This is a genomic window from Fictibacillus sp. 7GRE50, assembly GCF_015903875.1.
Classification (GTDB): Bacteria; Bacillota; Bacilli; order Bacillales; family Fictibacillaceae; genus Fictibacillus; species Fictibacillus phosphorivorans.
In genome coordinates this window covers 232,584-259,320 of the sequence record NZ_JACZDW010000003.1, presented here as the reverse complement: position 1 = coordinate 259,320, position 26,737 = coordinate 232,584, and the positions used below count along the sequence as shown (strand labels likewise).

Annotated in this window: 27 protein-coding genes and 1 other RNA gene; 21 read left to right on the top strand and 7 right to left on the bottom strand. The window is 39.1% G+C overall.

All coding sequences use genetic code 11. The features are described from left to right. Positions 1-47: 47 nt before the first annotated feature. Both IHV12_RS12505 and IHV12_RS12500 read right to left on the bottom strand, forming a co-directional pair. Positions 48-1,502: a UDP-N-acetylmuramoyl-L-alanyl-D-glutamate--2,6-diaminopimelate ligase gene (locus IHV12_RS12505; protein WP_197191094.1), complete on the bottom strand. Its 1,455-nt coding sequence runs from the start codon at positions 1,500-1,502 to the stop codon at positions 48-50. Between the two features lie 128 nt (positions 1,503-1,630). Continuing rightward, positions 1,631-2,788 carry an aminotransferase A gene (locus IHV12_RS12500; RefSeq protein WP_197191093.1) on the bottom strand — a complete coding sequence of 386 codons (1,158 nt, stop codon included), beginning with the start codon at positions 2,786-2,788 and terminating at the stop codon, positions 1,631-1,633. A 161-nt stretch (positions 2,789-2,949) separates the two neighbouring features. Between IHV12_RS12500 and IHV12_RS12495 the strand changes: the two genes are divergently transcribed. Then, positions 2,950-4,209, top strand: coding sequence for an MFS transporter (locus IHV12_RS12495; RefSeq protein ID WP_197191092.1), 1,260 nt, complete (start codon positions 2,950-2,952; stop codon positions 4,207-4,209). 59 nt (positions 4,210-4,268) lie between these two features. Here IHV12_RS12495 and IHV12_RS12490 read toward each other — a convergent pair whose 3' ends face one another. Together IHV12_RS12490 and zwf are read right to left on the bottom strand one after the other, a co-directional pair. After that, complete coding sequence (locus IHV12_RS12490) at positions 4,269-4,880, bottom strand: cyclase family protein (RefSeq protein ID WP_197127848.1); 612 nt, start codon at positions 4,878-4,880, stop codon at positions 4,269-4,271. A 3-nt stretch (positions 4,881-4,883) separates the two neighbouring features. After that, positions 4,884-6,386: a glucose-6-phosphate dehydrogenase gene (zwf, locus tag IHV12_RS12485; RefSeq protein WP_197191091.1), complete on the bottom strand. Its 1,503-nt coding sequence runs from the start codon at positions 6,384-6,386 to the stop codon at positions 4,884-4,886. A gap of 95 nt (positions 6,387-6,481) precedes the next feature. Between zwf and IHV12_RS12480 the strand changes: the two genes are divergently transcribed. The 14 genes from IHV12_RS12480 to IHV12_RS12415 all read left to right on the top strand — a co-directional run bounded on the left by IHV12_RS12480 (position 6,482) and on the right by IHV12_RS12415 (position 21,835). Further along, positions 6,482-7,321: a sulfurtransferase gene (locus IHV12_RS12480; protein ID WP_197191090.1), complete on the top strand. Its 840-nt coding sequence runs from the start codon at positions 6,482-6,484 to the stop codon at positions 7,319-7,321. Positions 7,322-7,364: 43 nt separating this feature from the next. Further along, positions 7,365-8,195: a PHP domain-containing protein gene (locus IHV12_RS12475; protein ID WP_197191089.1), complete on the top strand. Its 831-nt coding sequence runs from the start codon at positions 7,365-7,367 to the stop codon at positions 8,193-8,195. Positions 8,196-8,265: 70 nt separating this feature from the next. Continuing rightward, positions 8,266-8,862 carry a trimeric intracellular cation channel family protein gene (locus IHV12_RS12470; protein ID WP_197128232.1) on the top strand — a complete coding sequence of 199 codons (597 nt, stop codon included), beginning with the start codon at positions 8,266-8,268 and terminating at the stop codon, positions 8,860-8,862. Positions 8,863-9,096: 234 nt separating this feature from the next. Further along, positions 9,097-9,951: a putative beta-lysine N-acetyltransferase gene (gene ablB / locus IHV12_RS12465; protein ID WP_197191088.1), complete on the top strand. Its 855-nt coding sequence runs from the start codon at positions 9,097-9,099 to the stop codon at positions 9,949-9,951. A 46-nt stretch (positions 9,952-9,997) separates the two neighbouring features. Next, positions 9,998-11,404: a sigma-54 interaction domain-containing protein gene (locus tag IHV12_RS12460; protein ID WP_370568807.1), complete on the top strand. Its 1,407-nt coding sequence runs from the start codon at positions 9,998-10,000 to the stop codon at positions 11,402-11,404. 168 nt (positions 11,405-11,572) lie between these two features. Further along, on the top strand, positions 11,573-13,000 hold the full coding sequence (gene ablA, locus IHV12_RS12455; protein ID WP_197127852.1) for a lysine 2,3-aminomutase: 1,428 nt from the start codon (positions 11,573-11,575) through the stop codon (positions 12,998-13,000). 13 nt (positions 13,001-13,013) lie between these two features. Next, positions 13,014-13,286: a YokU family protein gene (locus IHV12_RS12450; RefSeq protein WP_197127853.1), complete on the top strand. Its 273-nt coding sequence runs from the start codon at positions 13,014-13,016 to the stop codon at positions 13,284-13,286. 175 nt (positions 13,287-13,461) lie between these two features. Beyond that, positions 13,462-14,829 carry an aspartate aminotransferase family protein gene (locus IHV12_RS12445; protein WP_197191087.1) on the top strand — a complete coding sequence of 456 codons (1,368 nt, stop codon included), beginning with the start codon at positions 13,462-13,464 and terminating at the stop codon, positions 14,827-14,829. Between the two features lie 14 nt (positions 14,830-14,843). Then, positions 14,844-15,575 (top strand): CoA transferase subunit A, encoded by a 732-nt coding sequence (locus IHV12_RS12440; protein WP_197191086.1) that lies wholly within the window; start codon positions 14,844-14,846, stop codon positions 15,573-15,575. Next, the gene (locus IHV12_RS12435; protein ID WP_197127856.1) at positions 15,518-16,180 is read left to right on the top strand and encodes a 3-oxoacid CoA-transferase subunit B; all 663 of its coding nucleotides are present in this window, start codon (positions 15,518-15,520) and stop codon (positions 16,178-16,180) included. Before IHV12_RS12440 ends, IHV12_RS12435 begins: the two co-directional genes overlap by 58 nt. A gap of 19 nt (positions 16,181-16,199) precedes the next feature. Then, on the top strand, positions 16,200-17,462 hold the full coding sequence (locus tag IHV12_RS12430; RefSeq protein WP_197191085.1) for a peptidase: 1,263 nt from the start codon (positions 16,200-16,202) through the stop codon (positions 17,460-17,462). Beyond that, positions 17,459-18,766, top strand: coding sequence for a 4-aminobutyrate--2-oxoglutarate transaminase (gene gabT, locus IHV12_RS12425; protein ID WP_197127858.1), 1,308 nt, complete (start codon positions 17,459-17,461; stop codon positions 18,764-18,766). Before IHV12_RS12430 ends, gabT begins: the two co-directional genes overlap by 4 nt. 141 nt (positions 18,767-18,907) lie before the next feature. Continuing rightward, complete coding sequence (locus IHV12_RS12420) at positions 18,908-20,362, top strand: hypothetical protein (RefSeq protein ID WP_197191084.1); 1,455 nt, start codon at positions 18,908-18,910, stop codon at positions 20,360-20,362. 36 nt (positions 20,363-20,398) lie between these two features. Beyond that, positions 20,399-21,835 carry a hypothetical protein gene (locus tag IHV12_RS12415; RefSeq protein WP_197191083.1) on the top strand — a complete coding sequence of 479 codons (1,437 nt, stop codon included), beginning with the start codon at positions 20,399-20,401 and terminating at the stop codon, positions 21,833-21,835. Positions 21,836-21,873: 38 nt separating this feature from the next. Here IHV12_RS12415 and IHV12_RS12410 read toward each other — a convergent pair whose 3' ends face one another. Then, positions 21,874-22,125: a DNA alkylation repair protein gene (locus IHV12_RS12410; protein ID WP_197191082.1), complete on the bottom strand. Its 252-nt coding sequence runs from the start codon at positions 22,123-22,125 to the stop codon at positions 21,874-21,876. 106 nt (positions 22,126-22,231) lie between these two features. Between IHV12_RS12410 and IHV12_RS12405 the strand changes: the two genes are divergently transcribed. The 3 genes from IHV12_RS12405 (at position 22,232) to IHV12_RS12395 (ending at position 23,557) form a co-directional block, all read left to right on the top strand. After that, a complete protein-coding gene (locus tag IHV12_RS12405; RefSeq protein WP_197127861.1) occupies positions 22,232-22,372 on the top strand; it encodes a hypothetical protein in 141 nt (46 codons plus the stop codon). 30 nt (positions 22,373-22,402) lie between these two features. Further along, positions 22,403-22,587: non-coding RNA, 6S RNA (ssrS, locus tag IHV12_RS12400), on the top strand. An 82-nt stretch (positions 22,588-22,669) separates the two neighbouring features. Beyond that, the gene (locus tag IHV12_RS12395; protein ID WP_197127862.1) at positions 22,670-23,557 is read left to right on the top strand and encodes a 5'-3' exonuclease; all 888 of its coding nucleotides are present in this window, start codon (positions 22,670-22,672) and stop codon (positions 23,555-23,557) included. On the opposite strand, the gene IHV12_RS12390 is transcribed toward IHV12_RS12395, so the two are convergent. Beyond that, positions 23,554-24,483 (bottom strand): DMT family transporter, encoded by a 930-nt coding sequence (locus IHV12_RS12390; RefSeq protein ID WP_197191081.1) that lies wholly within the window; start codon positions 24,481-24,483, stop codon positions 23,554-23,556. The genes IHV12_RS12395 and IHV12_RS12390 overlap by 4 nt on opposite strands. Continuing rightward, a complete protein-coding gene (locus IHV12_RS12385; protein ID WP_197127864.1) occupies positions 24,476-24,883 on the bottom strand; it encodes a reverse transcriptase-like protein in 408 nt (135 codons plus the stop codon). The genes IHV12_RS12390 and IHV12_RS12385 overlap by 8 nt, the downstream gene beginning before the upstream one ends. Here IHV12_RS12385 and IHV12_RS12380 point away from each other — a divergent pair. From IHV12_RS12380 to IHV12_RS12370, 3 genes are read left to right on the top strand one after another with little or no spacing between them, the layout of a single operon-like run. Then, positions 24,867-25,622, top strand: coding sequence for a reverse transcriptase-like protein (locus IHV12_RS12380; RefSeq protein WP_370568806.1), 756 nt, complete (start codon positions 24,867-24,869; stop codon positions 25,620-25,622). The genes IHV12_RS12385 and IHV12_RS12380 overlap by 17 nt on opposite strands. Next, a complete protein-coding gene (locus IHV12_RS12375) occupies positions 25,609-25,974 on the top strand; it encodes a DUF6123 family protein (RefSeq protein WP_197191079.1) in 366 nt (121 codons plus the stop codon). The genes IHV12_RS12380 and IHV12_RS12375 overlap by 14 nt, the downstream gene beginning before the upstream one ends. A gap of 2 nt (positions 25,975-25,976) precedes the next feature. After that, positions 25,977-26,621, top strand: a complete 645-nt coding sequence (locus tag IHV12_RS12370; RefSeq protein ID WP_197191078.1) for an HD domain-containing protein — start codon at positions 25,977-25,979, stop codon at positions 26,619-26,621. Positions 26,622-26,737: the final 116 nt, after the last annotated feature.

The window sequence follows — 26,737 nt, the reverse complement described above, 5'->3', positions numbered from 1 at the left end:
CATCCTCATTGATGAGGATGCTGTTCTTTTATAAGGATTGCTATTTTTTATATGAAAGTCGGTTTGTTTAAAGTCTTATACAGCTCTACAGAAGCAAGATCAGAGGTTGAAGGATGATTGTATGTTTCTTTATACTTTTCAGGTCCTTTACCCGTTATGATTACTACTGAGTTTGCTGGAGCTTCTTTTAGAGCAAAGAATATAGCATCAGTCCGATCTCCTATGATTACAGGTTGCTGAGAAGATCTAGGGATCGCTTCTTTTGTTTCTAGAAGAAGTTGATCACGATCTATACCGTTCAAATCATCTACCGTTAAGACAGTCTTCGTACTGTACTCTAAAGAGATCTTAATCATATCAGTCCGTTTTGTTAGATCTCTGTTTCCTCTAAAACCAAATACATGATAAAGGGGTCTGTCTCCCGCTTTTTTACTCGCTGCTTCAAGCACTTGAGAGACTCCATCAGGAGTATGCGCATAATCCACGATCACTTCTGTCCCGTTATGAAGTGTGATCTCTTCAAAGCGACCAGGGATTCCACCGAAGCTTTTTAGATATTCAACAGAGTTTTTTATAGGAATCCCATAATCTAAAGCAGCGGCGATCGCGGCAGTCGTGTTAAGGGCGTTATATTCTCCTGGTAATGGTAACGAAACGGTTACCTGTAGTGTTTCATGCACAAGGTTAAAGGAATCTATTCCGACGTCTTCAATATAAAAATCATCAGACTTTCGTTTACCATAGGTCCAAATCTGCAAGTCATTTTCTGACCGCAGTTCATCCCGTAACCGCTTGCCGTATTCACCTTCACTGCAGATGATGGCCGTTCCTCTATTCTTCAAATATGAAAATAATTTAGATTTACAGAGGAAATATGATTCCATCGTTCCATGATAATCAAGATGATCGTGAGTTAAATTGAGAAAGATCGCTTGATCATACGTAATCCCATCAATCCTATTCTGTTCGATCCCATGTGAACTCACTTCCATAACAACTACATCATCATTACTTTCTAAGAGCATCTTCTGTAGAGTAACAGGATCTGGTGTAGTGTGTGAACTTTTCACAATTTCAGAATTGATATAATGATATACCGTACCGAGAAGAGCGGAAGTCATACCGTGAACATGGAGGATATGCTGTAATAAAAAGGATGTTGTTGTTTTTCCGTTCGTTCCTGTAATACCCGTCATCTTATGTTTCTTATAGGGCTCTTCATAAAAGTAGGAAGCGGCTAGACTTAATAAACGCTTCGTTTCTTCAGCGTAAATATAAACACCAGGACCGATGTTCTCATCATATTCACCGATCACAGCTGCTGCCCCATTCTCAAATGCCTCTTGTATGTACTGATGGCCATCAGCTTGAACACCTGAGATCGCAAAAAACAAGTTTCCGGGCTTAACTTTCTTAGAGTGGGATGTAATGCCGGTGATCTCTGGGTCATCCTCAATGATAGATCGTATAGATAAGTGACTTAATATAGCTTTTAACTTCACAAAAACGCATCCTTTGAATAAATTAATTTTAGTTTTTTTCTAATTTAAGTTCTTATTCAGGAACTTTAAATTAACCGTAATATGTTTATGTTAACTTATTCGAAAAAACTGCCCAGTTTGAGGGCAGTTTACGTAAGGGAATTTATAAAGTTTTCTATGCCATCCATACCTTTTTTTAACTGTTCTAGCGAAGCTGCATAGGAGATTCGTACATATCCTTCTCCGATAACTGTAAAAGCATCACCTGGTACAACAGCCACTTCTTGTTCTTGTAAAAGCTTTAAAGCAAAATCATAAGAGGAGAGTCCATATTTTTTTATCGAAATAAAGAGATAAAATGCACCATTTGGTTTTTCGAACGTTAACCCCATCTCGTGAAGTCGATCGTAACAATAATCTAACCGTTCTTTGTAAGCGTTACGCATATCGAACGCGTCATTCTTGCCTTCCGTTAATGCCCGGATCGCAGCGGCCTGAGAAATGGTTGAAGCACATGTGACATTATACTGATGAACTTTCAAAACATGCTGCATGAGATTACTTGGTCCGAAAAGCAATCCGATTCTCCAACCGGTCATGCTGTGTGACTTTGAAAGTCCGTTGATAACAAATGTTTTTTCCCGCATGCCTTCATAGTTCGCGATCGATCGATGTTCACCTTCGTATTTTAGTTCGCTATAGATCTCATCAGATATTACAAAGATTTCTTTATTAGAAAAGTAGTGAGCAAGAGCCTGTAAATCATGATCCTCTAAAACAATACCTGTCGGATTAGAAGGAGAGGGAATGATGATGGCTTTCGTCTTTTTTGTTATATGTTTTTCAATTAGTTCGGGCGTCACTTTAAAACCTGTTTGTGTTGTATCTATATAGATAGTGTTCGCACCGCAAAGGGTAATTACGGGTTCATAACCAGGATAGATGGGAGCAGGAAGAAGAACATCATCACCTTCACTTAAGATGGTTCGCAAGGTTATGTCGATCGCTTCACTCGCCCCGGCTGTGACGATTATTTCTGAAGCAGGATCATAAGTAAGAGAATATTTTTCTTGTAAGAAAGAAGATGCTGCTTCTCTTAGCTCTATATATCCTGCGTTATGAGAATATACCGTTTGATTATTATGTATCGCTCTTATCGCAGCTTCTTTTACATGCCTTGGAGTTGGAAAGTCAGGTTGTCCTAAAGTTAAAGAGATCGCGTTTGGGAACTGAGTCACTTCATTAAAGAATTTTCGAATGCCTGAAATTTGTATGTCTTTTGCTCTGTTGTTTAATAAATGTTCCACAAATAATAACTTCCTTTCTTCATATAGCACCATTTGACAAATTAAACGTTGCCATTAGTGTAGCTTTATTTGCTTTCATGAGTCAATGGGTGGATTTTCTTGTATGGTTTTATGACTTTTTACAATACTAAAGATGTAATAGTACGGTTTTGGAGGAAATTATGGAAGCAAAGAAAAAGTGGGACTTACTTGCACTCGCATCCATTCCCCTTGTGATGACGTTGGGGAATTCTATGCTCATACCCGTTTTGCCTGAAATCGGTAAAGAACTAAATATAAGCTCTTTTCAGGTTTCGTTGATCATTACGGTGTATTCGATCGTTGCGATCTTGCTAATACCAATCGCTGGATATCTGTCAGACCGTTTTGGGCGTAAAAAAGTAATCATCCCAAGTCTTTTTATAGCCGGAATCGGAGGTTTAATCTGTGGTTGGGCAGCATGGCAATCCGATCATGCATTTACTTTTATACTTATTGGAAGATTTTTTCAAGGTGTTGGTTCTTCAGGAGCTGCACCCGTCGTCCTGCCATTAGTAGGAGACATGTTTAAGGATGAAGAAGAAGTGAGTTCAGGGTTAGGGTTGATCGAAACATCCAATACAGTCGGAAAAGTATTAAGTCCTATCCTAGGGGCATTTCTTGCAACAATCGTATGGTTTTTACCGTTTTGGCTCATCCCTGTGTTTTGTGTTCTCTCTATTTTGTTAGTCATGTTCTTAGTCAAAGTCCCAAAGAAGGAACAAGAACAACAACCTTTTAAAGAATATTTAAAAAATGTAAAGAAAATTTTCCATAACGAAGGAAGATGGCTGTTTGCCATTTTTTTAATCGGTGGCATCATCATGTTTGTTCTGTTTGGTATCTTGTTTTATCTATCGACCATATTAGAAGAGAAATATGGTGTGAAGGGTGTTATGAAAGGATTAGTAATCGCTGTACCGTTATTAGCACTTTCCATAGCCTCCTTTATTGCAGGAAAGAAGATCAAACAAAATAAAATCGTCATGAAGTGGTGTACGTTTATCTCTATGGCGTTGTTAGGCGGGTCAGTCTTTTTAATTACGTTTACAGAGAACGTCTATTTTCTTTTAGGTGCTCTATTTGTGGCTGGTATAGGGATTGGTGCTGCTCTACCGAGTTTAGATGCCCTTATTACAGAAGGAATTGAAAAAGAGGCAAGAGGGACGATAACCTCGATCTATAGTTCGATGAGGTTTGTTGGTGTCGCGCTCGGACCTCCCATCTATGCTATCTTGATGAAACAGTCACATGAGATTGTTTTCTACACTTCCGCAGGTGTGAGTATGGTTGGTGCGATAGCTGCATTTTTTGCTATCAAGCCAGAAAAGGAAAAGGGTGGGGGAGACGAAGAGAAAAAAGACCCTAAACCAACGCAACCATTAAAACCTGCTTTAGAATAGAAAAAGACAGTGAAAAAACAAGGGCATTGCATGAAAATATATGCAAGCCCTTGTTTTTATTATTGTTCAATGAGTACGATTCTTGCAGGTGATGCATCTAGCCCTCTTATTTTAAGAGGAGCAGCCACCATTAAATATTCACCTTCAGGAACGTCCTTTAACTGAAGTCCTTCTATAATAATGATGTTGTTTTGGAAAAGCTGTTTATGAGTTGGATGATTTTCTTGTGCTCTCTCTACACCTAAAGCATCGATTCCAACACCTGCTACACCGATTTCAGCCAATACTTTAGCCGCATCACTGTTAACGTAGATAAATTCAAAATTGAATTCTGTGTCCCAGGAATTTTTTGTTTTAAAAAGGACAAAATCATCTTTTTGAATATCTTTATCAGCCAGATCTTCAGCTGAAATGAAACCTGTGGAACTTGTAAGGTCGATTACTTTAGCTTTACGAACGAGTTTTTCGATCGGAAGGGTTTCAATCGTATCTCCACCAGGAACCATGTGCAGAGGAGCATCCACATGTGTGCCTGTATGAACATCCATAGAAATACGTGTTTCGGTTACATGACCATTTTGTGCTGTGTTGAACTCTGGTTGTTTTTCAGGCTTGTTTTTATAGACTGGCATTCCTTCAAAAATCGGTAACGAAACATCAAATATTTTCACGTACTAACATTCCTCTCTAACTTTTGTAGGTTCCCACCAAGAATGCCCATCAGCTTTTAAAAGTTCGTCTGCTTCGATGGGTCCCATGCTGCCTGATGGATAATTTGTGATCGGAGCTCCTGTTCCTTCAGCCCAAGATTTTGTGATGCGGTCAATAAAATCCCAGCTGAGTGCAACTTCGTCCCATCTTGTGAAATAAGTGGAATTACCTAGAAGACAATCGTGCAGAAGCTTCTCGTATGCTTCAGGTGAATTCATTTCTGCCGTATTATTGTTGTTGTAAGTCATATCGATCGGTAACAGATCAGGAGTATCACCTTTTGGTTTAGCATTAAGTGTAAGGCTAACACCTTCATCTGGTTGAACATGAATTCTTAATAAATTAGGCTGATAATTTTCTGTGTTGGCATGATAGAGTGCCATCGGACCTTGTTTAAATTGAATGACGATCTCAGTAGATTTCACAGCCATGCGCTTACCTGTTCTGATGTAGAATGGGACGCCTGTCCAACGGAAATTATCAATAAATAGCTTAGCTGCAACAAATGTTTCAGTCTTAGACTCAGGGTCAACATTATCTTCGTTCAAATAACGAGGTACTTGTTTGCCATTCATCGTTCCTTCAGAGTATTGTCCGCGGATCACATTCTTCTTCACTTCTTCTTCATTAAAGAAGCGGAGGGATCGAAGAACTTTTACTTTTTCGTCTCGAATATGTTCAGGTTTCAGTTCACCTGGTGGTTCCATTGCAACCATCATGACCATCTGTAGCATATGGTTTTGAACCATATCAAGTAGAGCACCCGATTTTTCATAATAAGCGGCTCGATCTTCAACACCTAGTGTTTCACTCGATGTAATCTGTACAGAGTCAATATACTTGTTGTTCCAGATCGATTCAAAGATCGCATTTCCAAAACGGATCACTTGTATATTTTGAACCATCTCTTTTCCAAGATAGTGGTCGATACGGTAAATATCATTTTCATTAAAACTTTGTTGAATCTCTTCGTTCAATTTTGTCGCAGAAGGCAAGTCATTACCGAATGGTTTTTCGATTACGATTCGTTGCCAGCCCTCAGTGTTCGTGATTCCTTCTGACTTTAAGAAAGTAGGAATCGTTCCGAAGAACCTTGGTGCCATCGCAAGATAGTACAGGCGATTTCCGTTTGTTTGATAATCTCTATCAAGTACGTTCAATAGTTCTTCGAGCTCATGATAGCTCGCTTCACTCGATACATCCATCTTTAGGTAATAAAAATGAGATGCAAACTTTTCTACGATTTGTTGATCTGCACCTTGTGCATGTTCATGAATAGCAGATATAACTTCAGTTTGAAACTCTTCGTGAGAGAATTCTTTTCTTGAAACACCAACAACAGAAAAGTTCTCTTTCATATGTCCCTTTTGATACAATTGATATAGAGCAGGGAAAAGTTTTCTGTGAGCAAGGTCACCAGTCGCTCCGAACAAAACGATGGATGCGTTAGGAATACTATGTATCATCTGTACGTCACTTCTTTCTATCTTTTTCTAATAGTTACAGCTTTCCCTAGATGTAGTTAAAATAACGAACTACTTCATAAAACAGGAGGTCAAATATGTCAAATTTCGTAAGTCCTGAATGGGTGAACCAAAAAGTAAACAGTGCTGATATCGTGATCTTTGATTGCAGATTCTCACTAGCTGAACCATTAAAGGGTTATGAACTGTATAAGAACGATCACATCGAAGGTGCCATTTATGCTGATCTTGAGCAACATCTCTCGAGCACCGTATCAACCCATGGTGGCCGGCATCCATTACCTTCCGTAAACATACTATCACAATTTTTTGGCCGTTGTGGAGTTGACGAAGAAAAAATTGTCGTCGCCTATGATGATCAATCCGGCAGCATGGCTGCAAGACTTTGGTGGATCTTGAAATACTTAGGGCACGGTAACGTATATGTCATGCAAGGCGGCTATACACACTATAAAGAAAAAGGATATGTCATCTCAAGTAAAATGCCTGTCGAAAAACCTGTACATTTTACACCAAAAGTAAGAGATGAAATGTTAAGGAATAAAGATGACGTCATTCATGAAATGAACAATAAAGATACTCTTATCATAGATGCACGAGAACCAAAACGATTTAAAGGAGAGATCGAGCCAATCGATCATAAGGCAGGGCATATACCGAATGCCATAAACATACCTTGGGAAAGTCATATACAAAAGCCCGGATGGTGGAAAAGCCGACAAGAACTAGAAGCGAAGTATAGTGGAATGAATGAAAGCAAACCTGTTGTAGTATATTGTGGTTCTGGTGTAACGGCCTGCGTCAACATACTGGCTATGGATGAAGCGGGAATCACGAATAAAGCTTTATATGCTGGCAGTTGGAGTGATTGGATCAGCTATGATGAGAATCCAATAATAAAAGAAATCACTAAATAAAATTTCACGTACCGTAATTAAATAATGTTTTTAGGAGATGAAAATGAAACAAAGCGACTTACATACCCATACCACTGCATCTGACGGGACCTTTACTCCTGCTTCAAATATTAGGCGAGCGGTTGAAAAGGGTCTTGGCGCGATAGCAATCACAGATCATGATACAGTCAATGGAATTCATGAAGCGATGATAGAAGCCAAGAAGCATGAAGGTTTTTCTTGTATTCCAGGTATTGAGATAAGTACTTTATACGAAGGTCAAGATATTCATATGTTAGGCTATTTTATTGACTATGAAGATGTAGAATTTTTAGAAGCATTAAGCAAGCTAACTTCTGTCAGAGATAAAAGAAATAGAATGATCCTAGAAAATTTAAACAACCTTGGAATCCCTGTAAAGGAATCTGAGTTAGAAGCGAAAAGACATGGCAAAGGAAATGTAGGAAGAGGGCACATTGCAGAGATTCTAATGGAAAAAGGGATCGTAAAATCTCTTCCTGAAGCTTTTGAAAAGTATTTAGGAAAGGGAAAACCTGCTTACGCTTCAACTGACCGCATCTCTCCGATCGAAGCGGTCCAAATGATCAAGAAAGCTAAGGGAGTTCCTGTACTAGCTCATCCTGGCATTTACGGAGCAGATGAACTCATTCCAATCTTAAGTGAGAACGGCTTGGTTGGACTTGAGTATAATCACCCTGATCATACGAGAAAGCAAGTTGCCTTTTATGAAGATCTAGCAGATAAACACTCCTTAATAAAAACAGCAGGTAGTGATTTTCATGGGTTCCGTAACGGAGAAGTTTTTCATGGAGACCTTGGCAGCTGTTCTGTCCCGATCAGCACGTTAGATGTTTTGAGAAGTTTTAGAAAATAATGCTTGCCAGTCGGCCGAGAACCTTATAAGATTCAATACGGAACATATTGATTGGAGAGGAAGAAAGGGTTTGACTTGGGATTTATTAAACATCATTGGAACGATCGCATTTGCCATTTCAGGTGCATTAGTTGCAATGGAAGAAGATTATGATATTCTAGGCGTATTTATTTTAGGGCTAGTCACGGCATTTGGTGGAGGAATATTGCGTAATGTATTGATCGGTCTCCCTGTAGATTCGATTTGGGAGCAAGGGCTTCTTTTAAAATCAGCACTTGCCTCTATGGGGATCGTATTCTTTATGCCAGAGAGCATGATTCAATTTTCAAAGAGAAGCCTTCACTTTTTTGATGCAATCGGCCTTTCAGCATTTGCGATTCAAGGTGCGATCGCTGCTTCAAGCATGAATCATCCTATAAGTGCGGTTATCGTTGCCGCGATCTTAACAGGTATTGGCGGTGGAATGATTCGTGACGTGTTGGCTGGTCGTAAGCCGGTCGTATTGCGTGAAGAAATATATGCAGTATGGGCCTTATTAGGCGGTTTAGTCGTTGGCCTTAACATAGTGAACAGCACAGTGGAATATATGATTCTCTTTGTTTCTTTAGTTATATTTAGAATGTTGTCACTCAAACTGAATTGGAGACTTCCACATAGAGCTTTGTGATTTGATTTTATGTTTTCTAAAAGAATGAATCAGCAAGAGGCTCACAGCACGCCCTATGGAATGCGAGCAAGTGTGAACGGAAATCAACTCCTGTCAAAGCATCAAATATACGAAAACAACCTAAATTTAATAGCCTTTGATCTTAACCACCCTATAGAGAGGGTGGTTTTTTGTGCAGGAATTTAAGCATATATTATGGAAATTATGAAACAGGAAGTTATAGGAGGCGAAACAATGAAGACTACATATTACGAAAACAGAAAAATCAAAGAGACTCATTTTATCGCAGATATATGTTTTGATTATTATAGCGAACGCTTAAGAGCAGATGATTATCGAGGTAACGTAACTCTATTTGCAGAATGGCTTGAAGAAGAATCGCAAAAGAATAATTTTCATAAAATCATTGTAAAATCCAAAGTAGATGATGTCTCTTATTGGCAGGAGCTTGGCTATGTGAATGAAGGTGAGTTTAAAGGTTACTTTAATGGTGGATCAGCATTCGCAATGTGCAAATACTTAAAAAAAGAAAGAAGAAACAGTGAGTACTGGGTGGACGAAGATCGCATTTTAAGTGATGTCATAAAGATACCAAAAGGGGCAAAAAATCTTCCTTTACCGAGCAACTATTTGTTAAGGATGGCTGACATTCAGGATGCAAAGTCCCTAGCAGAGCTTTATGGAGAAGTGTTTGAAGTATATCCAACACCTATGAACGATGCAGAGTATGTAAGGAAGATGATCGAATCAGGCACTCTTTTTTGTGTAATTGAGCATGAAAAAAGAATCATCAGTGCTGCTTCTGCAGATGTGAACGAAACGTATAACAACGCGGAGATAACAGATTGTGCAACAACACCCGAGCACCGAAAGTTTGGTCTTATGAAGCATTTGATCGATCAGCTTGAAAAAGAGTTGTTTCAAAGAAACATCTATTGTTCTTATTCGATCGCTAGAGCGCTATCTTTTGGAATGAATGCTGTGTTTCATCATAAAAGCTATGTATATAAAGGAAGGCTCGCGAACAACTGTAAGATTTTTGATAAATACGAGGATATGAACATTTGGGTAAAGGATTTATCAGTATGAGTGCCGAATTTTAGGCATAAGTGACAAAAATTAAGCACTCTTGGTGGTGATCACTTTGATATCTAAATCATTAGAAACGGCAGAAACTCTAAATGCTATTTTAAAGACGATTGATGAAGGAATTCATGTCGTGGATGCAGATGGAATCACTATTTTTTATAATTCAGTAGCGGCTTCATTAGATGGATTAACAACAGATGAGGTTCATCATCATCATGTACTTGATGCGTTTCCATCTCTAACAAAGGAAACGAGCACACTACTCAAAGTAATAGAAACAGGTAAACCCATCTATAATGAACATCAATCCTACACGAATCGCAAAGGTAAACAGATCGATACGGTGAATTCTACGCTGCCACTTTGGTTGAATGGAGAACTGGTCGGGGCTGTAGAGGTAGCGAAAGATCTATCGAAAATAAAAGTGCTTTCTGAACAGCTGATCGATCTGCAAAAAAAGATGAAAGTTAAGAAAAAAACAAATAAAGATCAACCTTTTGCTGCTTATCATTTTTCTGATATCATCACGACCGATTCCGAGCTAAAAGAGGTTAAACTACAATGTAACCAAGCTTCTCAAACCAACTCGCCGATCATGTTATTTGGAGAAACAGGTACAGGTAAAGAGATGTTTGTTCAAGCGATACACAATTCTTCTCAACGTGTTTCCCAACCTTTTGTCGTTCAAAACTGCGCTGCGATTCCGGGGCCACTGCTTGAAGGGATCTTATTCGGTACGACTAAAGGCAGCTTTACAGGTGCCATTGATCGGCCAGGAGTGTTTGAATTGGCAGATGGAGGCACTTTATTCTTAGATGAACTCAATTCGATGCCTGTTGAACTACAAGCAAAGCTCTTGAGGGTCGTTCAAGAAGGAGTAGTAGAGCGAATAGGAAGTCATGTTTCTCGAAGCGTGGATGTTAGGATTATTTCTGCGTTAAACGAACGACCTGACGTTTGTATGGATAAAGGAAAGTTGCGAAGGGACCTTTATTATCGATTGAATGTTGTTTATTTTGAACTCCCACCTTTAAGGGATAGAAAAAGAGATATTGCTTACTTAGTGAATTATTTTATCAACCACTTTAATCTTAAGTTCGGCAAAAAGGTAAGAGGGTTCACACCTGAAGCTGAAAAGCTCATACAACGTTATTCCTGGCCAGGTAATGTTCGAGAACTCAAACATGCGATTGAGCACTGTATGAATTTTGCTGAAGATGATTCATTAATCGAGGCTTCATTACTTCCGAAACATGTAACGATCAATAATGAACCTGAAGTAGCAATAAGACAAGAATTAACAACCATACCTTCATTGAGACAGGCGCTAGGAGATTATGAGAAACAAATCATTGAGATGGCACTCCAACATACTTCTGGCAATATTCTTCAAGCTGCAAAAATTCTAGGAGTACCGAGACAAACCCTGCAATATAAAATAAAACAAAAATGAACTGCCGAATTTTCGGCAGTTCATTTTTGTTTTATTCCTCTCAATTAAAGGCCCACATTGAAAGGAGTATGCATAAACTATAGTATTAATCGTTATATTCTGAAATTTCTGTAACTTGGCACGCTTCTTGCATGAAACAATAGTGTAGAAATAAAGGAGGTCATTAGAATGCCTGTAGTGAATGGATTATTCAAACCGAAGAAACATTGGAGTGAATTTGAATTATGGAAAGATGTCACAGAAGAGCAATGGAATGATTGGCTGTGGCAGCTTACTAACACCATCAGAAATTTAAAAGATCTTAAGAGCATCATTAACTTGACGCCTGAAGAAGAAGAAGGTGTCAAAATTTCCACGATGACGATACCTTTAAACATTACACCTTATTATGCATGGCTCATGGACCAAGATGACCCTAGATGTCCGATTCGTATGCAGTCCGTTCCGATCGGTAAAGAAATCTTAAAGACGAAATACGACTTGGAAGATCCTTTGCACGAAGATGAAGATTCGCCTGTTCCAGGTCTTACACATCGCTATCCTGACCGTGTTCTTTTTCTTGTAACGAATCAGTGCTCCATGTATTGCCGTTATTGTACGAGAAGACGTTTTTCTGGGCAGATCGGTATGGGGGTACCAAAGAAACAATTGGATGCAGCCATTAATTATATTAGAAATAATCCACAAGTTAGAGATTGTTTGATCTCAGGCGGCGACGGGTTATTAATTAATGACAACATCTTAGAATATATATTAAAGAACTTAAGAGAAATTCCTCATCTAGAGATCATTAGGATCGGCACACGTGCTCCGGTGGTTTTTCCGCAAAGAATTACAGAGAATTTATGCAACATCTTAAAGAAGTATCACCCGGTTTGGTTAAACACGCATTTCAACACCTCAATCGAGATTACGGAAGAGTCTAAAAGAGCGTGTGAAATGCTCGCGAATGCTGGGGTCCCTGTAGGCAATCAATCTGTTATTCTTGCAGGGATCAATGATAGTGTTCCTATCATGAAAAAGCTGATGCATGATCTCGTTAAGATTAGAGTCAGACCATACTATATCTATCAATGTGATCTATCTGAAGGTATCGGACATTTCCGTGCACCTGTTTCAAAAGGTTTAGAGATTATTGAAGGTTTGCGAGGTCATACGTCTGGTTATGCTGTTCCAACGTTCGTGGTAGATGCTCCTGGAGGCGGAGGGAAAATAGCTGTTCAACCAAACTATCTTATCTCTCAATCACCAGAAAAAGTAGTGCTACGTAACTTTGAAGGAGTGATTACCTCTTATCCTGAGCCTCAAAACTATCAAGCTGGCAGAGCGGATGCTTATTTCAATGAAGTGATGGGAACAGATCACATCAAACCTGCGATTGGAGTTTCGGCGCTCATGAGCGATGAAGCGTTCAACCTCGTTCCTAAAGGATTAAAACGCCTTGAACGAAGAGAAAATTATGATACGAATCCGGAGCATAGTTCATTAAAAGATAAGCGTGATAAACGTGATGAATTGAAAGAGAAAAAATATAAGTTTGAACAGACAAAAGACGAAGGAATTTCAGCGACTACTGAAGAACAAAGAAATGCATAGAGAGGAGGATAACATGAAGTGCTTATGGTGTGAGAGTGAAGAAGCAGAGCAGGCAGGATTAACAGGGTATTGGGAACTGCCGGATGGTTCAAGAGCCGTTCAAATAACTGTAATCCCTTCTGTATCCTGTTCTTCTTGTGGTATGGAATATCAAGAGGATCATATTGTAGATGAGATTGAAGATCAACTCATGTTAATAGATACAAAGAAGATAGATTCAAAGATTTCCTATTCAGAATTAATGAGCATACCGAGGTTTTTAAAGAAAAATTATTTTAAGTTGTAACATCAGTAGAGTAAGGAAATATCTTTTTTATATGGTTGTTTTCGCAAACTTTGTTGCTATTGGAAGTGTTGAATTCCGTTTCAGGCTGCTCGCTAAACTTTTTGATAGAGACAGTGAAAATAGCTTTAAATAAAGATATTTCCTTTTTAACCTTCATGAGGAAGGAGCCTTTTTTATGAGAAAATCACATCTCATCAAACCGGTTCTAGGAAGCGATTATCCTGTAATTAGTCACGGCAAAGGAATCTATTTATACGATAAAGACGGTAAGCAATATATTGATGGATCGTCAGGTGCGATCACATGTAATATCGGTCACGGTGTTCATGAAGTTGCAGAAGCAATGTGGAATCAAGCAAATCATGTATCATTCGTATACCGTTCGCAGTTTACGAGTGAATCAGCAGAACATCTAGCAGAAAAAATAGCTCATTATGCGCCAGGCGATTTAAATTCAGTATTCTTTGTTAATAGTGGATCAGAAGCAACCGAGACAGCACTAAAGGTTGCTATTCAGTATTTTCAAGAACAAGGAAACATGACGAAAACAAAAATCATATCAAGATGGACCAGTTATCATGGAATCACACTCGGCGCACTATCAATGTCTGGTCACAAATTAAGACGACAACGATTCACATCATTGCTTGAAGATTTCCCTGCTGCGCACCCACCTTATTGTTATCAGTGTCCATTAAAAGAGACATACCCTGGTTGCGGTGTGAAATGTGCAGATGATTTGGAAACATCGATTCAAGCCATTGGTCCAGATCAAATCGCTGCATTTATAGCAGAACCGATCATCGGTGCATCTGGAGGAGCGATCGTTCCACCAGACGAATACTTCGGAAAAATAAGAGAGATATGTGATAAATATAATATTTTATTGATAGCAGATGAAGTGATGACAGGTATGGGTCGTACCGGAAAAATGTTTGCGATGGATCATTGGAATGTAACTCCTGACATTATTGCGATAGGAAAAGGCATGAGTGCAGGCTATACACCGATGGCGGCAACCATCGTGTCAGACCGTATTATGAACGTCATCGAATCAGGAAGTAAAGTTATTATGAGCGGACACACGTTTAGTGCAAATCCACAATCAGCTGCGGTTTGCCTTGCTGTTATCGATTATATGGAAAGAAATAGACTTCAGGAAAATGCAGAAGCTATGGGCCAATATCTGATTAATCATCTGCAACGTCTTCAGTGGAAGTACCCGTTAATCGGTGATGTAAGAGGTAAGGGTTTATTATGTGGCATTGAATTTGTTAAGGATCCGATCACAAGAGAACCTTTTGAGATCACTTCAAAAGTTACAGACCGGCTATTATCCATCTGTTTTGACAACGGACTGCTCGTTTACCCGGCAGTAGGTGGAGTAACAGGGTTTTCAGGAGACTCTATTTTAATCTCCCCACCATTGAACGTTACGAAGGAACAGATTACAGATATCATGGAGATCCTAGATCAATCCATCGGAGAACTGACCAAAGAGCTTATTACAGAAGGTTTATATATTACTGAGGCGACCAGTTGAAAGAGGTGTTGTGAATGGCCAAAGGTGTAGATAAACAAATTACACTTGAAAGTGCTTCTGCCTATTTTCGTAATGGCATGTCACTAATGATCGGTGGTTTTGGAGGAGTAGGTGCTCCTCCTACACTTGTTAATCTGATATTGGAAAAGAATATTAACGATATCTTTCTTATTAGTAACGATACAGGTTTTCCTTGGATCGGACCTGGTAAGCTGATTACGGAAAAAAGGGTGAAGAAATTAATCGCCTCTCATATAGGCTCAAATCCTGAAGCGGGTAAACAGATGCAAGAAGGTTCATTAGAAGTGCAATTTGTTCCGCAGGGCACTCTCGCTGAAAAAATAAGAGCTGGTGGTATGGGGCTTGGCGGTATATTGGTCGATGTTGGTCTTGGAACGGTTGTTGAAGTGAACAAAGAGAAAGTTAGTGTAAACAACAAAGAATATATGATCGAACCCGCTTTAATTGCAGATGTGTCGATCGTATATGCAAAAAAAGCCGATCGGTATGGAAACCTTATCTATGATAAGAGTGCGAGAAATACGAATCCACTCGTGGCTACAGCCGGACAGATAACGATTGCAGAAGTAGAAGAGATCGTGCCGGTAGGCTCCCTTGACCCGGAAGAGATCGTCACGCCAGGTGTCTTTATTGACTATATCATTCAGAGTAAAGGAGTGGACTGGAAATGGGTCTGGGAATTGAAACAAGGCACAGGATCGCAAGAAGGGCAGCCCTCGAAATAAGTTATGGAATGATCGTTAATCTTGGCATCGGTATTCCCACTCTCGTTGCAGATTATATTGAAAATGACCTACATATCATGCTGCACACAGAGAACGGTATCTTAGGTATGGGTGGGTCACCAGAAGCAGGCAGTGAGGATGGTAACTTATCCAATGCAGGGGGATATCCCGTTTCCATTCACCCAGGTGCCTCTTATTTTGATAGCGCTACTGCGTTTGGAATCATTAGAAAAGGATTGCTTGATGTGACGATACTAGGAGCTCTAGAAGTAAGTGAACGTGGTGATATTGCCAATTGGATCGTACCAGGAAAGCGGGTTCCTGGAATGGGTGGTGCGATCGATCTTGCCCAAAAAGCAAAGAAAGTCATCATCTTAATGAACCACACCGATAAGTATGGAAATCCTAAGATTGTGAGAAACTGTTCACTTCCGCTTACTGTCAAGGAAGGCGCAGACATGATCATCACAGAGAAAGCAGTTTTTCATTGTGAAGATGGAAAGCTAGTTCTTCGTGAGATCATGAGTCCTTATACGTTAGAGGATGTTATCCAGACAACAGGTGCTTCTATCGTTGTAGATGAACACATTTCTGTTTTCCAATGAGAAGTTAGGGAGGTAAAACATGTTAGTTAAAGAAAAACTCTCAAACTGGTTGATGAACGAACAAGAAAACGCGATTCATTTTTTACAAAAGACGGTTCAAGAAGCGAGCACGACTGGAAATGAAACGGGTGTACAAAAATTGATCGCAAAAAAACTTAAGGAAATTGGACTCGAGGTGGATATGTGGTATCCGGACGGTGAAGAATTAGCGAGCCATCCTAATTTTTGTGCTAGCCGGACAGATTTCAGTACAAGTCCTAACGTTGTTGGGATCTGGCGGGGAAAAGGAAACGGGCGTTCACTTGTTCTAAACGGTCATGTTGATGTCGTCCCAGAAGGTGATCTGAACCAATGGAACGACCATCCTTACAGTGGGAAAATAATAGATGGCAAACTTTACGGCAGAGGGTCAACAGATATGAAAGGTGGAAACCTCTCTCTTTTACTAGCCATTCAAGCACTTAAAGAAACCGGGATCCAATTACAAGGCGATTTATTTTTTCATAGTGTAATAGAAGAAGAGAGTGGCGGTGCAGGTACGCTTGCTGCGGTACTACGCGGGTACAAAGCAGACGCAGCTATTATTCCAGAACCTACTAATATGAAGATCTTTCCTGCTCAACAAGGTTCTATGTGGTTCCGGTTAACCGTGAAAGGGAAAGCAGCACACGGCGGAACTCGTTATGAAGGAGTTAGTGCTATCGAAAAAGCGGTAGTCGTACTAGATGCTATTAAACAATTGGAAATCATCAGAAATGATAGAGTGACAGATCCTCTATACAAGGATATTCCTATCCCCGTCCCGATCAATGTAGGGAAGATCTCAGGAGGTAACTGGCCATCATCCGTTCCAGATACAGTTGAAGTTGAAGGAAGGATTGGCGTTGCTCCTAATGAAACATTGGAAGAAGTAAAAAACGAACTAGAGAGCTATCTATCCAATCTTTCTGATCCGTGGCTAGAAGAGCATAAGATCTCTGTTGAATGGTTCGGTGCACAGTGGCTGCCAGGATTGATTGAAACTCATCATCCCCTCATGAACATGCTCTCAAAGAATTATGAAGATGTAGTTGGAGGTCAACCCATTATCGAAGCGTCCCCATGGGGAACGGATGGTGGCTTATTATCTCATGTAGGCGACACTCCGGCGATCGTGTTCGGGCCAGGCGTTACTTCGGTCGCCCATTATCCGAACGAATATATTGAGATTTCAAAGATCATGGAAGCAGCTGAAATCATAGCTTTAACAATCTATGACTGGTGTGGAGGCGAGAATGGATGAAGAAATCAGAAGAGCTATTAAAACGAAAAGAATTAAACGTCCCAAGGGGCCCTTTTAATACGGTCTTAAATTTTGTGGATCATGCTAGCGGAAGTATGATGGTTGATGTTGATGGTAACGAATATATTGATTTTGCTGGAGCGATCGGAACGTTAAACGTCGGTCATTGTCCGCCTAGAGTAGTGGAAGCCCTAAAAAACCAAATAGAAAAATACATCCATCCATGTTTTCACGTGATGATGTACGAACCTTATGTTCAGCTAGCAGAAAAACTAAACGAAATCACACCAGGAGACCATCATAAAAAAACGTTCTTTTTGAATAGTGGTGCAGAAGCTGTAGAAAACGCGGTTAAAATCGCAAGAAAATATACGGGCAGAAAAGCCATCATCTCATTCGAACGAGGATTTCACGGCAGGACGTTGCTCGCCATGTCTTTAACAAGCAAAGTAAAACCATATAAGTTTGAGTTTGGACCTTTTGCGCCAGAAACATATAAGATGCCCTATCCATATTATTACCGAGAAGACCGTAACGTTGAAGAAACCGATAAAGCGATCTTAAAGAAATTCGAAGACTTTTTCTTAGGAGAGGTTCCACCTGAGGAAATTGCAGCGATCATCTTTGAACCCGTTCAAGGTGAAGGAGGATTCGTTATTCCTTCTAAAACGTTCGTTAAAGGTCTTCGCGAGATTTGTGATAAATACAATATCCTGTTAATCGCCGATGAGATACAGACTGGATTTGGCCGTACAGGAAAAATGTTTGCGATGGAACACTTTGATGTTGTCCCAGATCTCATGACCCTGTCAAAATCGATAGCGGCTGGCCTGCCGATCTCAGCTGTAACAGGCAGAGCGGAAATCATGGATGCACCAGCTCCTGGTGAGATCGGGGGTACCTATGGAGGAAGCCCATTAGGATGCGTTGCTGCGTTAGAGGTCATCTCCATGATTGAAGAAGAAGGATTGTTGACAAGAGCAAATCAGATTGGTGAAATGATCACCAATACCTTTTCAAAATGGAGAGACCAATACGAATTTATCGGTGATGTCAGAGGTATAGGAGCCATGTGTGCGCTCGAAATCGTCAAAGATAAAGTGACGAAAACCCCCGACCCAGATCGTGCGAAAAAAATCATTGCACTTTGTAACCAAAATGGTGTAGCCATTATGGGGGCTGGCCTTTACAGTAACGTTATCCGTATTCTTTCTCCACTTGTAATCTCTGATGAACAGCTTCTTAAAGGTTTGAACGTGATTGAGAAACAGCTCGCAAAGGTAAGTGAAATGGTATCGTCATAAATACGGATTGTAACCTCGTCTCTTCAGACGAGGTTACTTTATTATTTCAAAGGTTTTTTTCAAATTAATGGATATTAACGGAATGAAAATTCGGAAAATTATGCTAATATGATGGTATAGATACAAAAGGGGCTGTACGATTTGCAAATCATAAAAAAATTGATGATTGGTTCTGTCTTAATCGGAGGATTTGTTGTTTATACACAGTACGAAAAAAGTGCTGAACCAACTTGGACAGTAAATAAGGAACAATTTTCGGTCGTAAACTCATTCAAAGATGGAATGAAAAGAGAATATATTAAGTTCGATGAATTAGAGATGATAGATAGATACGGTTTTCTTAAAAAGGTAAACAAGACAGTGACGCTAAAAGAATCGTATCGGACGTTAAAAATCGAAAAGATTTGGAATATGAATGGTCGTATGTATCTGTTATACAGTGTGGATGTAAAAGAGAGAGATAAGGACGAGTATAATATTCCACGGCTCTCTGTTAATAACATGCAGTTTCGAACAAAAGAAGGTAAGGAGCTCGTCCTCAAGGCTGGTGAAGAGATGGGTCAGCCAGGTACAAGGGACGAAGGGTTCGTTTATAAGCATCGTTTATACCGTTCTATGATGCTGATGCCTAGTATGTTCGATTCTTCAGAGAACGATTGGTCGATCGTATCAAAAGCTAACATCGTTCGGCTACAGGATCTTACGATTTCTTCTAAAAACAATGGGGTAGTCTCGATTGAGGATATTGCATTAACGCTGCCCTCAGATGATCCTTACACAAAAGTATTGAAAAGTGAGCCGATCGATCAAACGTTTACATATGAAGATAACAAAAAAGTAAAGATTAAATCAATAGATGCATTACTTTATGAACAGAGACTAAGCGTAGAAATCCCAAATGATGAAGATTTAATCGGCTTTTCTAGCAAAGACAATCAATTACAAGATCAACCTTTGACATATGGAATTCTTGGAACTAATAAAAATGGGTTTTACATTCCCATCTATGATATGACAGGCGATGTTAACAAGAAAAAAGAAAGGTCTGTCACGTTTACTTCTTCTGTACATAAAGATCCTCGTTCATTCTCATGGACAATTCCAAAGAAAGATATTGAAACGTTTTTAGCGACTAAAAATCAACCGGAATTAAAAAACCAAGAAATAATAAAGATCGGTAATACGATTATAGTTTATGAAGGGATGACCATGTTTGAGGGGAGCCCTAGGATTAAGGTGAGCATATCCACGGATTCTAGTCAGCTTTTACATCACCTGCGCCTTATTCCTGATCATTATTATAGTGATGCCGAAGTACCTGACGATTATGAACGGGTGTATAAAAACAATACTATCTCGATTTCAGATGAGAAGAAAACGAGAATCAATAACTTTGAAGTGCATAGTTCAGAAGAAAAAAATAAAGCTACCTACTATATCACGTTTTATAACAAAGAAGAGATGGAAAATGGTGAGATGAAACCAATCATGATTCCTGAGAGTGACTTGACGATCACGATATCGAATCTCTCTTATTTAAAGCCTCTTAAAAATCCGGTGGACATTAAGTATAAGAACATCATGATCGTGAACTGATCATACCGATGAATGTGGTAAAGGAGATAGGTTACTTTGAGCACCAAGCGAAATAAGATCATCATTGGGCTTTTGTTATTAATTGGATTTGTTATATACACGCAATATGAAAAAAATGCAGAGCCAACATGGCAAGTTAACGATGAAAATTTTCTTGTGATGAAAGACTGGGAAGAACTAATGGATGCAGAGAAATTAAAATTTAGTGACCTTAAGTTTGCCGATCATTTCAAGTTATTAGAAAATAGTCAGATCTCTATTCCGTTAGCGAATAATCAGCGGAAGTTCCAGGTTGAAAGAACATATAGCTTCGGGCAACAGCTGTACATACTATACAGTGTAGACCTTGCAGAACGGGATAAAGAGGAGAGTGATATTCCTCGATTATCGTTTAATCAAGTTGAGATTACATCCAAGAAGGGAAAAACTTTTCATTTTCCTATCGATATCTATGAAGGAGAAGGCGCGATCGGTGGTGTTGTGTACAAGCATAAATTGTACCGGTCCATGACGATACATATCCAATACGATAAAGTTGAAACGGATGAAGAGTGGAAAGAGGTTCTTAGCAGTGAGACGGTTAAGCTGCTTAACCCAACATTCACTTCGAACAAAGGAAAGACGAAAATTGATAACTTAACTTTTAATATCAAGCCTCATAATGTCTTTGACGTACCGCCTGTTCTGGCTACCGAAACGATTGATAAATCCCTAGAGCTTTTCAATGACCAAAAGATTCATTTAGATGCATTTGAAGTCTATCAAATGGGATCTAGAATCAAGTTGGATTCAAAGGTTGATCAGGATCTTGTTTCGCTATTTGGAACCATTGAAAATGGACAGAGTCTTTACACGTTACATACAGATATCACAGAAAATGAGGATTTAGATTACTATCTGGAAACGTATTCAGCTCTAGATGAACTTCTTAATATGAATGATTCAGATTCTTTAAGATTGTCGTTTACTCACTCCGTTCATAGAACGGACAAATCGTATGCATTTTCAGTATCTAAACAAGATCTAGTGCAATTTGCCAGCAATCCTGAAAAAGATATTAAGAAAAATGAAGTGATCGCTGACGACACTGATTTTAAAGTGGTTTACAGAGGAATTGAAAATGATGTTTCCAATAACGAAAAAGGAATTCGGTTTTCTATAGAAAGCAAAGTAGAGAATGTAGGACACGACGAATACCTTTATTTTCAGCCCAACTATAATGAGAATAGAATCCAAAACGAAGAACGTTTTATGAACAACCTCGTCACGATCAAAAATTCATCAGGAGAAACACTGCAAAATTTTGATGTGATGGGAACTTACGACAGTGAGCAATCGGGGTTCTTATTATTTTTTCATGACGGACTTCCGAAAGGTGACCTCACCGTTACTCTTTCAAAAATAGCAAAAATTCACCCTTTAAAAGAAAAGGTAGAAGTTCCTTTAAAACTTCCTGGACTTAATAAACAGTAGAAAAAAGACTGCCGCAATGCTAAACGGCAGTCTTTTTTCTACGCTCTCGGATTACTTTGAGCACGTTTGATATACATCTCTTCTTCTCCAACGATTCCACATGCGCCACACTGAATCAATCGTTCTGAACCTTTATACGGAAGATGAAACATATCTAACTCGCCATCAACGTATTGCTGAACAACATCACCAGTGGATGGATCTAGCTTAACAGCTACAGGATTTTGTTCGATCACGTTAAAACGCGTTCTGTTCGTCTTGCAGTTTGGACATAAATAAGGATTTGCCATTTAACGAAACCCTCCTTTTTAGTCTTAAGTTAACCAGTCAAGGAAATATTATGTAAGTTATATTTTTATTTTCTTTAGCCATAGTAAGAAAAAGGAGGGATACATTATGGGTAAACAGAAAAAAGCCAACGCTAATGCACAGCGTAATAACAACGTGAAAGAAAATGGTGCAGAACACCAAACCGAATTTGCGTCTTATGCTGAGATGGAAGTGGAAAAGATGCATCACGGCAAAAAAACAAAATGATTTTACTTCTTAAGTAACTGGTAGTATAATAAAATTCTGCGATGTTCGTGGCTTTTCCATGTCTTTAACCTATGTGCTAATGACGGGAATCCAATATGATCTGTCAGACAGTCAAGCCTAGCATTCGACTTGGAAGGCTGTAACGGCAGCTGCGGATACCCACCTGAGAGATCAGGTTCCAAAGGCATATAAAGTCACGGCAGAGCGGATTTTACTTAAACGACAACAAGCGTATTTTACATCACATGTAAAATGCGCTTTTTTCATAACATATTTCTACCGGGGGATAAAAAGAAGATGGAAAAGAAAGAAGTATTACTGTTAATTGATGGATTTAATCTCCTTAGCAGATGTTATTTTGCAACAGCTTATGGAAAAGAAATGCATGATCTTCCTCGAAACTCAAAAGGGCAGTTTACGAATGCCATACGTGTTACCATTCAGAAACTGCTTATGCTCGTTCGAGATCATGAGCCTTCTCACATTGTAGTAGCTTGGGATGTTAAACGTGATGAGACACTCCGAAGAGAAAAGTTTGCTGATTACAAAGGGACAAGAAACGAGTTGCCTGAGCCTCTTATCCAGCAATTTGAGACACTTGTTCAACTTTTTGATAACATCGGAATCACGCAGCTTACGATTCCTAGATATGAAGCGGATGATATCATCGGTACACTTGCGTATCGCTGGAGAAACGAACGTGACGGAGAATGTATCATCTACAGCAACGACCGCGATCTTTTACAGCTTCTATGCGAGAAGACTTCGCAGCTTATTACAGTAAAAAGAGATGAGCTGAAGTATACACTGAATCACTTCCAAGAAGAGTATGGAATCACACCTGCACAGTGGATTGATGTGAAAGCTTTATTAGGTGATAAGAGTGATAATATTCCTGGTGTAGCGGGAGTTGGTGATAAAGCGGCACTTCCACTCATACAACAATATGGTGCTGTTGAATCGATTTATGAAAATTTTGAGACTCTAGATCCTAGATATAAGAGGTATCTGAAGAAACTTGAAGCAGGGCGCGAGATGGCTGTTCTTAGCAAAGATTTATGTACGATTTTTACAGATGTTCCTGAAGTAGTCGACAGAGACTTAGAAGAATGCAGATATACTTTAGATAAACAGAGTGTTCGAAGCGCATTAGAAGAATTAGAGATTCAAATAAGAGTGGGTTAAGTAAGATCCCACTCTTTTTGTTTGCGTTTTATCAACTTTTTATTGAACCTTATTTCAGATAAAATCATGCCGAGTAAAATCAACCCGCATCCTAACAATGATTTTGAACCCAGTCGTTCATTCAGCATGATATAAGCAGTAAGTGCCGCAAAAACAGGTTCCATCGCAAAGATTAAAGCCACTCGTGCAGGCGTTGTAAACGATTGAAAGTGTGTTTGAGCCAAAAAAGCGAGAGCAGTTGCAAAGAATGAGGTAATTAGTAGAGCACTGATTACTTCCGGCTGTTGAACCAACTGGGCCGTGAACAACTGCTGCCAATCTTCCATCATGATTGCAGTTATAAAACTAAATACAGCAACGGTCACAAGTTGGATAATCGTTAGACATATAGCGTTGTATGATGAAGCAAACTTTCCTGTGAACACGATATGAAGAGCAAATGAAATAGCACATAATAGTACATAACCATCGCCAGTGTTCAACGAGAGGCTGTTGTGGATCGTTAATAAATATAAACCGATTACAGCTAAAAGAGAGCTAATCCCTACTTGCCAATTCAGTTTGTTTCTTAACAATAAATAGCTGAACAAAGGCACTAAGACAACACTTAATCCTGTTATGAACCCAGCTTTTGAAGACGTGGTATATAACAATCCGACGGTCTGAAATCCGTACCCTAAAAATAGCCAAAAGCCAAGTATGATACCGCTGATCCATATACTTTTGTCTGTAAAATGACTGAGTGACGAACGGTTAAACAAGAAGATAATTAGCAATAATGTTATGGCGGCAATGGAAAAACGCACGCTGTTAAATGAATAAGGTTCTAAAAATGCAATTGCTTTCTGGACGATAACGAAAGTCGAACCCCAGATCAGAGCTACAAGGAGTAGATTGAAGTCTGCAAACCAAGTCTTTCTAAACATCTGACGGTCTCTTGTTTAATTGAATGGCTTGTCGTGCAAGTTCGTCAGCGATCTTATTTTGCTTTGAAGGAATCCACTTAATAAAGAACAGATCCAATTGCTCTGAAAGCGCTAGAGCTTCTTCTAAAAGTTTTGTATACCGTTTATCTTTAGCAAATTTTTTATCCACAGCGCTCTCAACTGCTTGAGAGTCTGTTCGGAACGATACGATTCTCCAATTATGTTCAATACATAATTCTAAACCATGTATAAGAGCTCTATATTCTGCTTCATGGTTACTCATCGTACCGATTGGAAAACGATACGAATGTGTAGTGCCGTTTCCGACTTTTACATATACGCCAGCTCCTGAAAGCCCGGGATCCCCTGCACTTGCACCATCAATGTATATCTCTATCAATTCTTTCTCTCCTCTATATGATTATATTCGTATTATAAAGGACTTTATAAAAAACAAAAAGGAGATTACTATGAACTTCTCAATCGAGTATATGTATAAACATCCAAAATCCCCCTTTAAGGTTCGGTTTGTTTCTGACCCTATGCCGCTTACTGAAGCCCTTTTTACTGCAACTGATTTAGAGAAGACCGGAAGAGTGTCTGAATTGGTCTTCATCGATACAAAAGATGTAACTTGGACGAAGAAAGAGCTGACTAAATTAACGCAAGTCAAAAAAGAAGAACCAAAAGATATCTCTATTTATTTTGATGGAGGTTTTAAGTCGGAAACGAGAACTAGTGGTCAAGGCATTATTATTCATTTTTCTCAAAACGGTATAACCTATCGTATTAAAAAGAATGCAAGTCTAACCAATATTGAATCGAATAATGAATCGGAGTATGCTGCATTGTGGATTGCTGTAAAAGAACTTGAAGAACTTGGCGTCCAATATGAAGAAGTTAGGATTCAAGGAGATTCGAAGGTTGTCATCGAGCAGCTCAAAGGGGAATGGCCATGTTATGAAACGAACCTCCAGAACTGGGCAGATAAAATCGAAACACTATTGAAGAAACTTCAGATCGAACCTGTTTATGAATGGGTGGCTAGAAACAAGAACAAAGATGCAGATCATCTTGTAACACAAGCATTGAACGGAAAAATCATAAGAGCTAAGAAAGAAGTCATTGATAATTCCTAAATATAACTGGTACAATTTACTAGAATCTTTTGATTTTGGGGTTGAGGTAGACATGAATGAGAACGTTCTAGACGACTATATAGCATTATTAGCTTCAAAAGGGTTTCGTCTAAGTGATGGAGACCTTCATTTTGTAGATTTCGGGAGACATTACACGGACGCAAGTGAACCTCAAGTGAAAATAGCATTAGAAGTCACATTAATTAAACAGTTATCGTTTGACGGAAGTTACTTTATTGCAGTACTAGAGTCTTTAGTAAACGAAAATATCACCTCAAAGCAAAAAGCGTATGAACTACTAGACCGGTTACAAACCAACAACGAAAGAAAACATTCTTGTACAGTGGGGTAAGCATGAAAGAGAAAATGATTGAACAAACAGAGACGTTTGTAAAAGATAAGTTAAGAGATGAGAGCAGTGGTCATGATTGGTATCACATCTATCGTGTTAAAAATCTAGCTCTGAACATTGCAGAAAAAGAAGGTGCAGACCATTTTGTTTGTGTGATGGCTGCACTTTTACACGACATAGCTGACGAAAAAATTGCTGAAACTGAAGAAGAAGGTCTAAAAGAAGTGAAACAATGGTTAGAATCCATTTCCGTGGAAAAAGCATACATCACGCATATTATGACGATCATCTCTACGATGTCATTTAAAGGCGGCAGTGGAAAAGAGATGGAATCAATTGAGGGTAAGGTCGTCCAGGATGCCGACCGTTTAGACGCGATTGGAGCGATCGGAATCGGAAGAACATTTGCGTATTCCGGAGCAAAAGGACAATTAATGTATGACCCTGCGATTCCTGTTCGAGAGACGATGACAAAAGAGCAGTATCGGAATGAAAGAAGTACAGCTATTAATCACTTCTACGAAAAGTTGTTAAAATTAAAGCATGGGATGAATACTCCTTATGCAAAAAAACTAGCAGATGACCGGCATGCCTTTCTAGAAAACTTTCTAGAGCAGTTTTTTGGAGAGTGGGAAGGCAAAAAGTGAGTAAGTTTTCATAGGAAGAGAAAATAAACATCCAAAATCAACATTCTTAATTTAGGTTGTCATTACAAAGTGAATGATCTGTATTAAAAAAAGGCCAAAATAATGGCCTTTTTTAG

What these genes read in the sequence shown, in the direction of transcription:
- IHV12_RS12495 (WP_197191092.1), top strand. Translation starts at nt 2,950, where the DNA reads ATGGAAGCAAAGAAAAAGTGGGACTTACTTGCACTCGCATCCATTCCC.
- zwf (WP_197191091.1), bottom strand. Translation starts at nt 6,386, where the DNA reads ATGATACATAGTATTCCTAACGCATCCATCGTTTTGTTCGGAGCGACT.
- IHV12_RS12480 (WP_197191090.1), top strand. Translation starts at nt 6,482, where the DNA reads ATGTCAAATTTCGTAAGTCCTGAATGGGTGAACCAAAAAGTAAACAGT.
- IHV12_RS12475 (WP_197191089.1), top strand. Translation starts at nt 7,365, where the DNA reads ATGAAACAAAGCGACTTACATACCCATACCACTGCATCTGACGGGACC.
- ablB (WP_197191088.1), top strand. Translation starts at nt 9,097, where the DNA reads ATGAAGACTACATATTACGAAAACAGAAAAATCAAAGAGACTCATTTT.
- ablA (WP_197127852.1), top strand. Translation starts at nt 11,573, where the DNA reads ATGCCTGTAGTGAATGGATTATTCAAACCGAAGAAACATTGGAGTGAA.
- IHV12_RS12450 (WP_197127853.1), top strand. Translation starts at nt 13,014, where the DNA reads ATGAAGTGCTTATGGTGTGAGAGTGAAGAAGCAGAGCAGGCAGGATTA.
- IHV12_RS12445 (WP_197191087.1), top strand. Translation starts at nt 13,462, where the DNA reads ATGAGAAAATCACATCTCATCAAACCGGTTCTAGGAAGCGATTATCCT.
- IHV12_RS12440 (WP_197191086.1), top strand. Translation starts at nt 14,844, where the DNA reads ATGGCCAAAGGTGTAGATAAACAAATTACACTTGAAAGTGCTTCTGCC.
- IHV12_RS12435 (WP_197127856.1), top strand. Translation starts at nt 15,518, where the DNA reads ATGGGTCTGGGAATTGAAACAAGGCACAGGATCGCAAGAAGGGCAGCC.
- IHV12_RS12430 (WP_197191085.1), top strand. Translation starts at nt 16,200, where the DNA reads ATGTTAGTTAAAGAAAAACTCTCAAACTGGTTGATGAACGAACAAGAA.
- gabT (WP_197127858.1), top strand. Translation starts at nt 17,459, where the DNA reads ATGAAGAAATCAGAAGAGCTATTAAAACGAAAAGAATTAAACGTCCCA.
- IHV12_RS12410 (WP_197191082.1), bottom strand. Translation starts at nt 22,125, where the DNA reads ATGGCAAATCCTTATTTATGTCCAAACTGCAAGACGAACAGAACGCGT.
- IHV12_RS12405 (WP_197127861.1), top strand. Translation starts at nt 22,232, where the DNA reads ATGGGTAAACAGAAAAAAGCCAACGCTAATGCACAGCGTAATAACAAC.
- IHV12_RS12395 (WP_197127862.1), top strand. Translation starts at nt 22,670, where the DNA reads ATGGAAAAGAAAGAAGTATTACTGTTAATTGATGGATTTAATCTCCTT.
- IHV12_RS12390 (WP_197191081.1), bottom strand. Translation starts at nt 24,483, where the DNA reads ATGTTTAGAAAGACTTGGTTTGCAGACTTCAATCTACTCCTTGTAGCT.
- IHV12_RS12380 (WP_370568806.1), top strand. Translation starts at nt 24,867, where the DNA reads ATGTATATCTCTATCAATTCTTTCTCTCCTCTATATGATTATATTCGT.
- IHV12_RS12370 (WP_197191078.1), top strand. Translation starts at nt 25,977, where the DNA reads ATGAAAGAGAAAATGATTGAACAAACAGAGACGTTTGTAAAAGATAAG.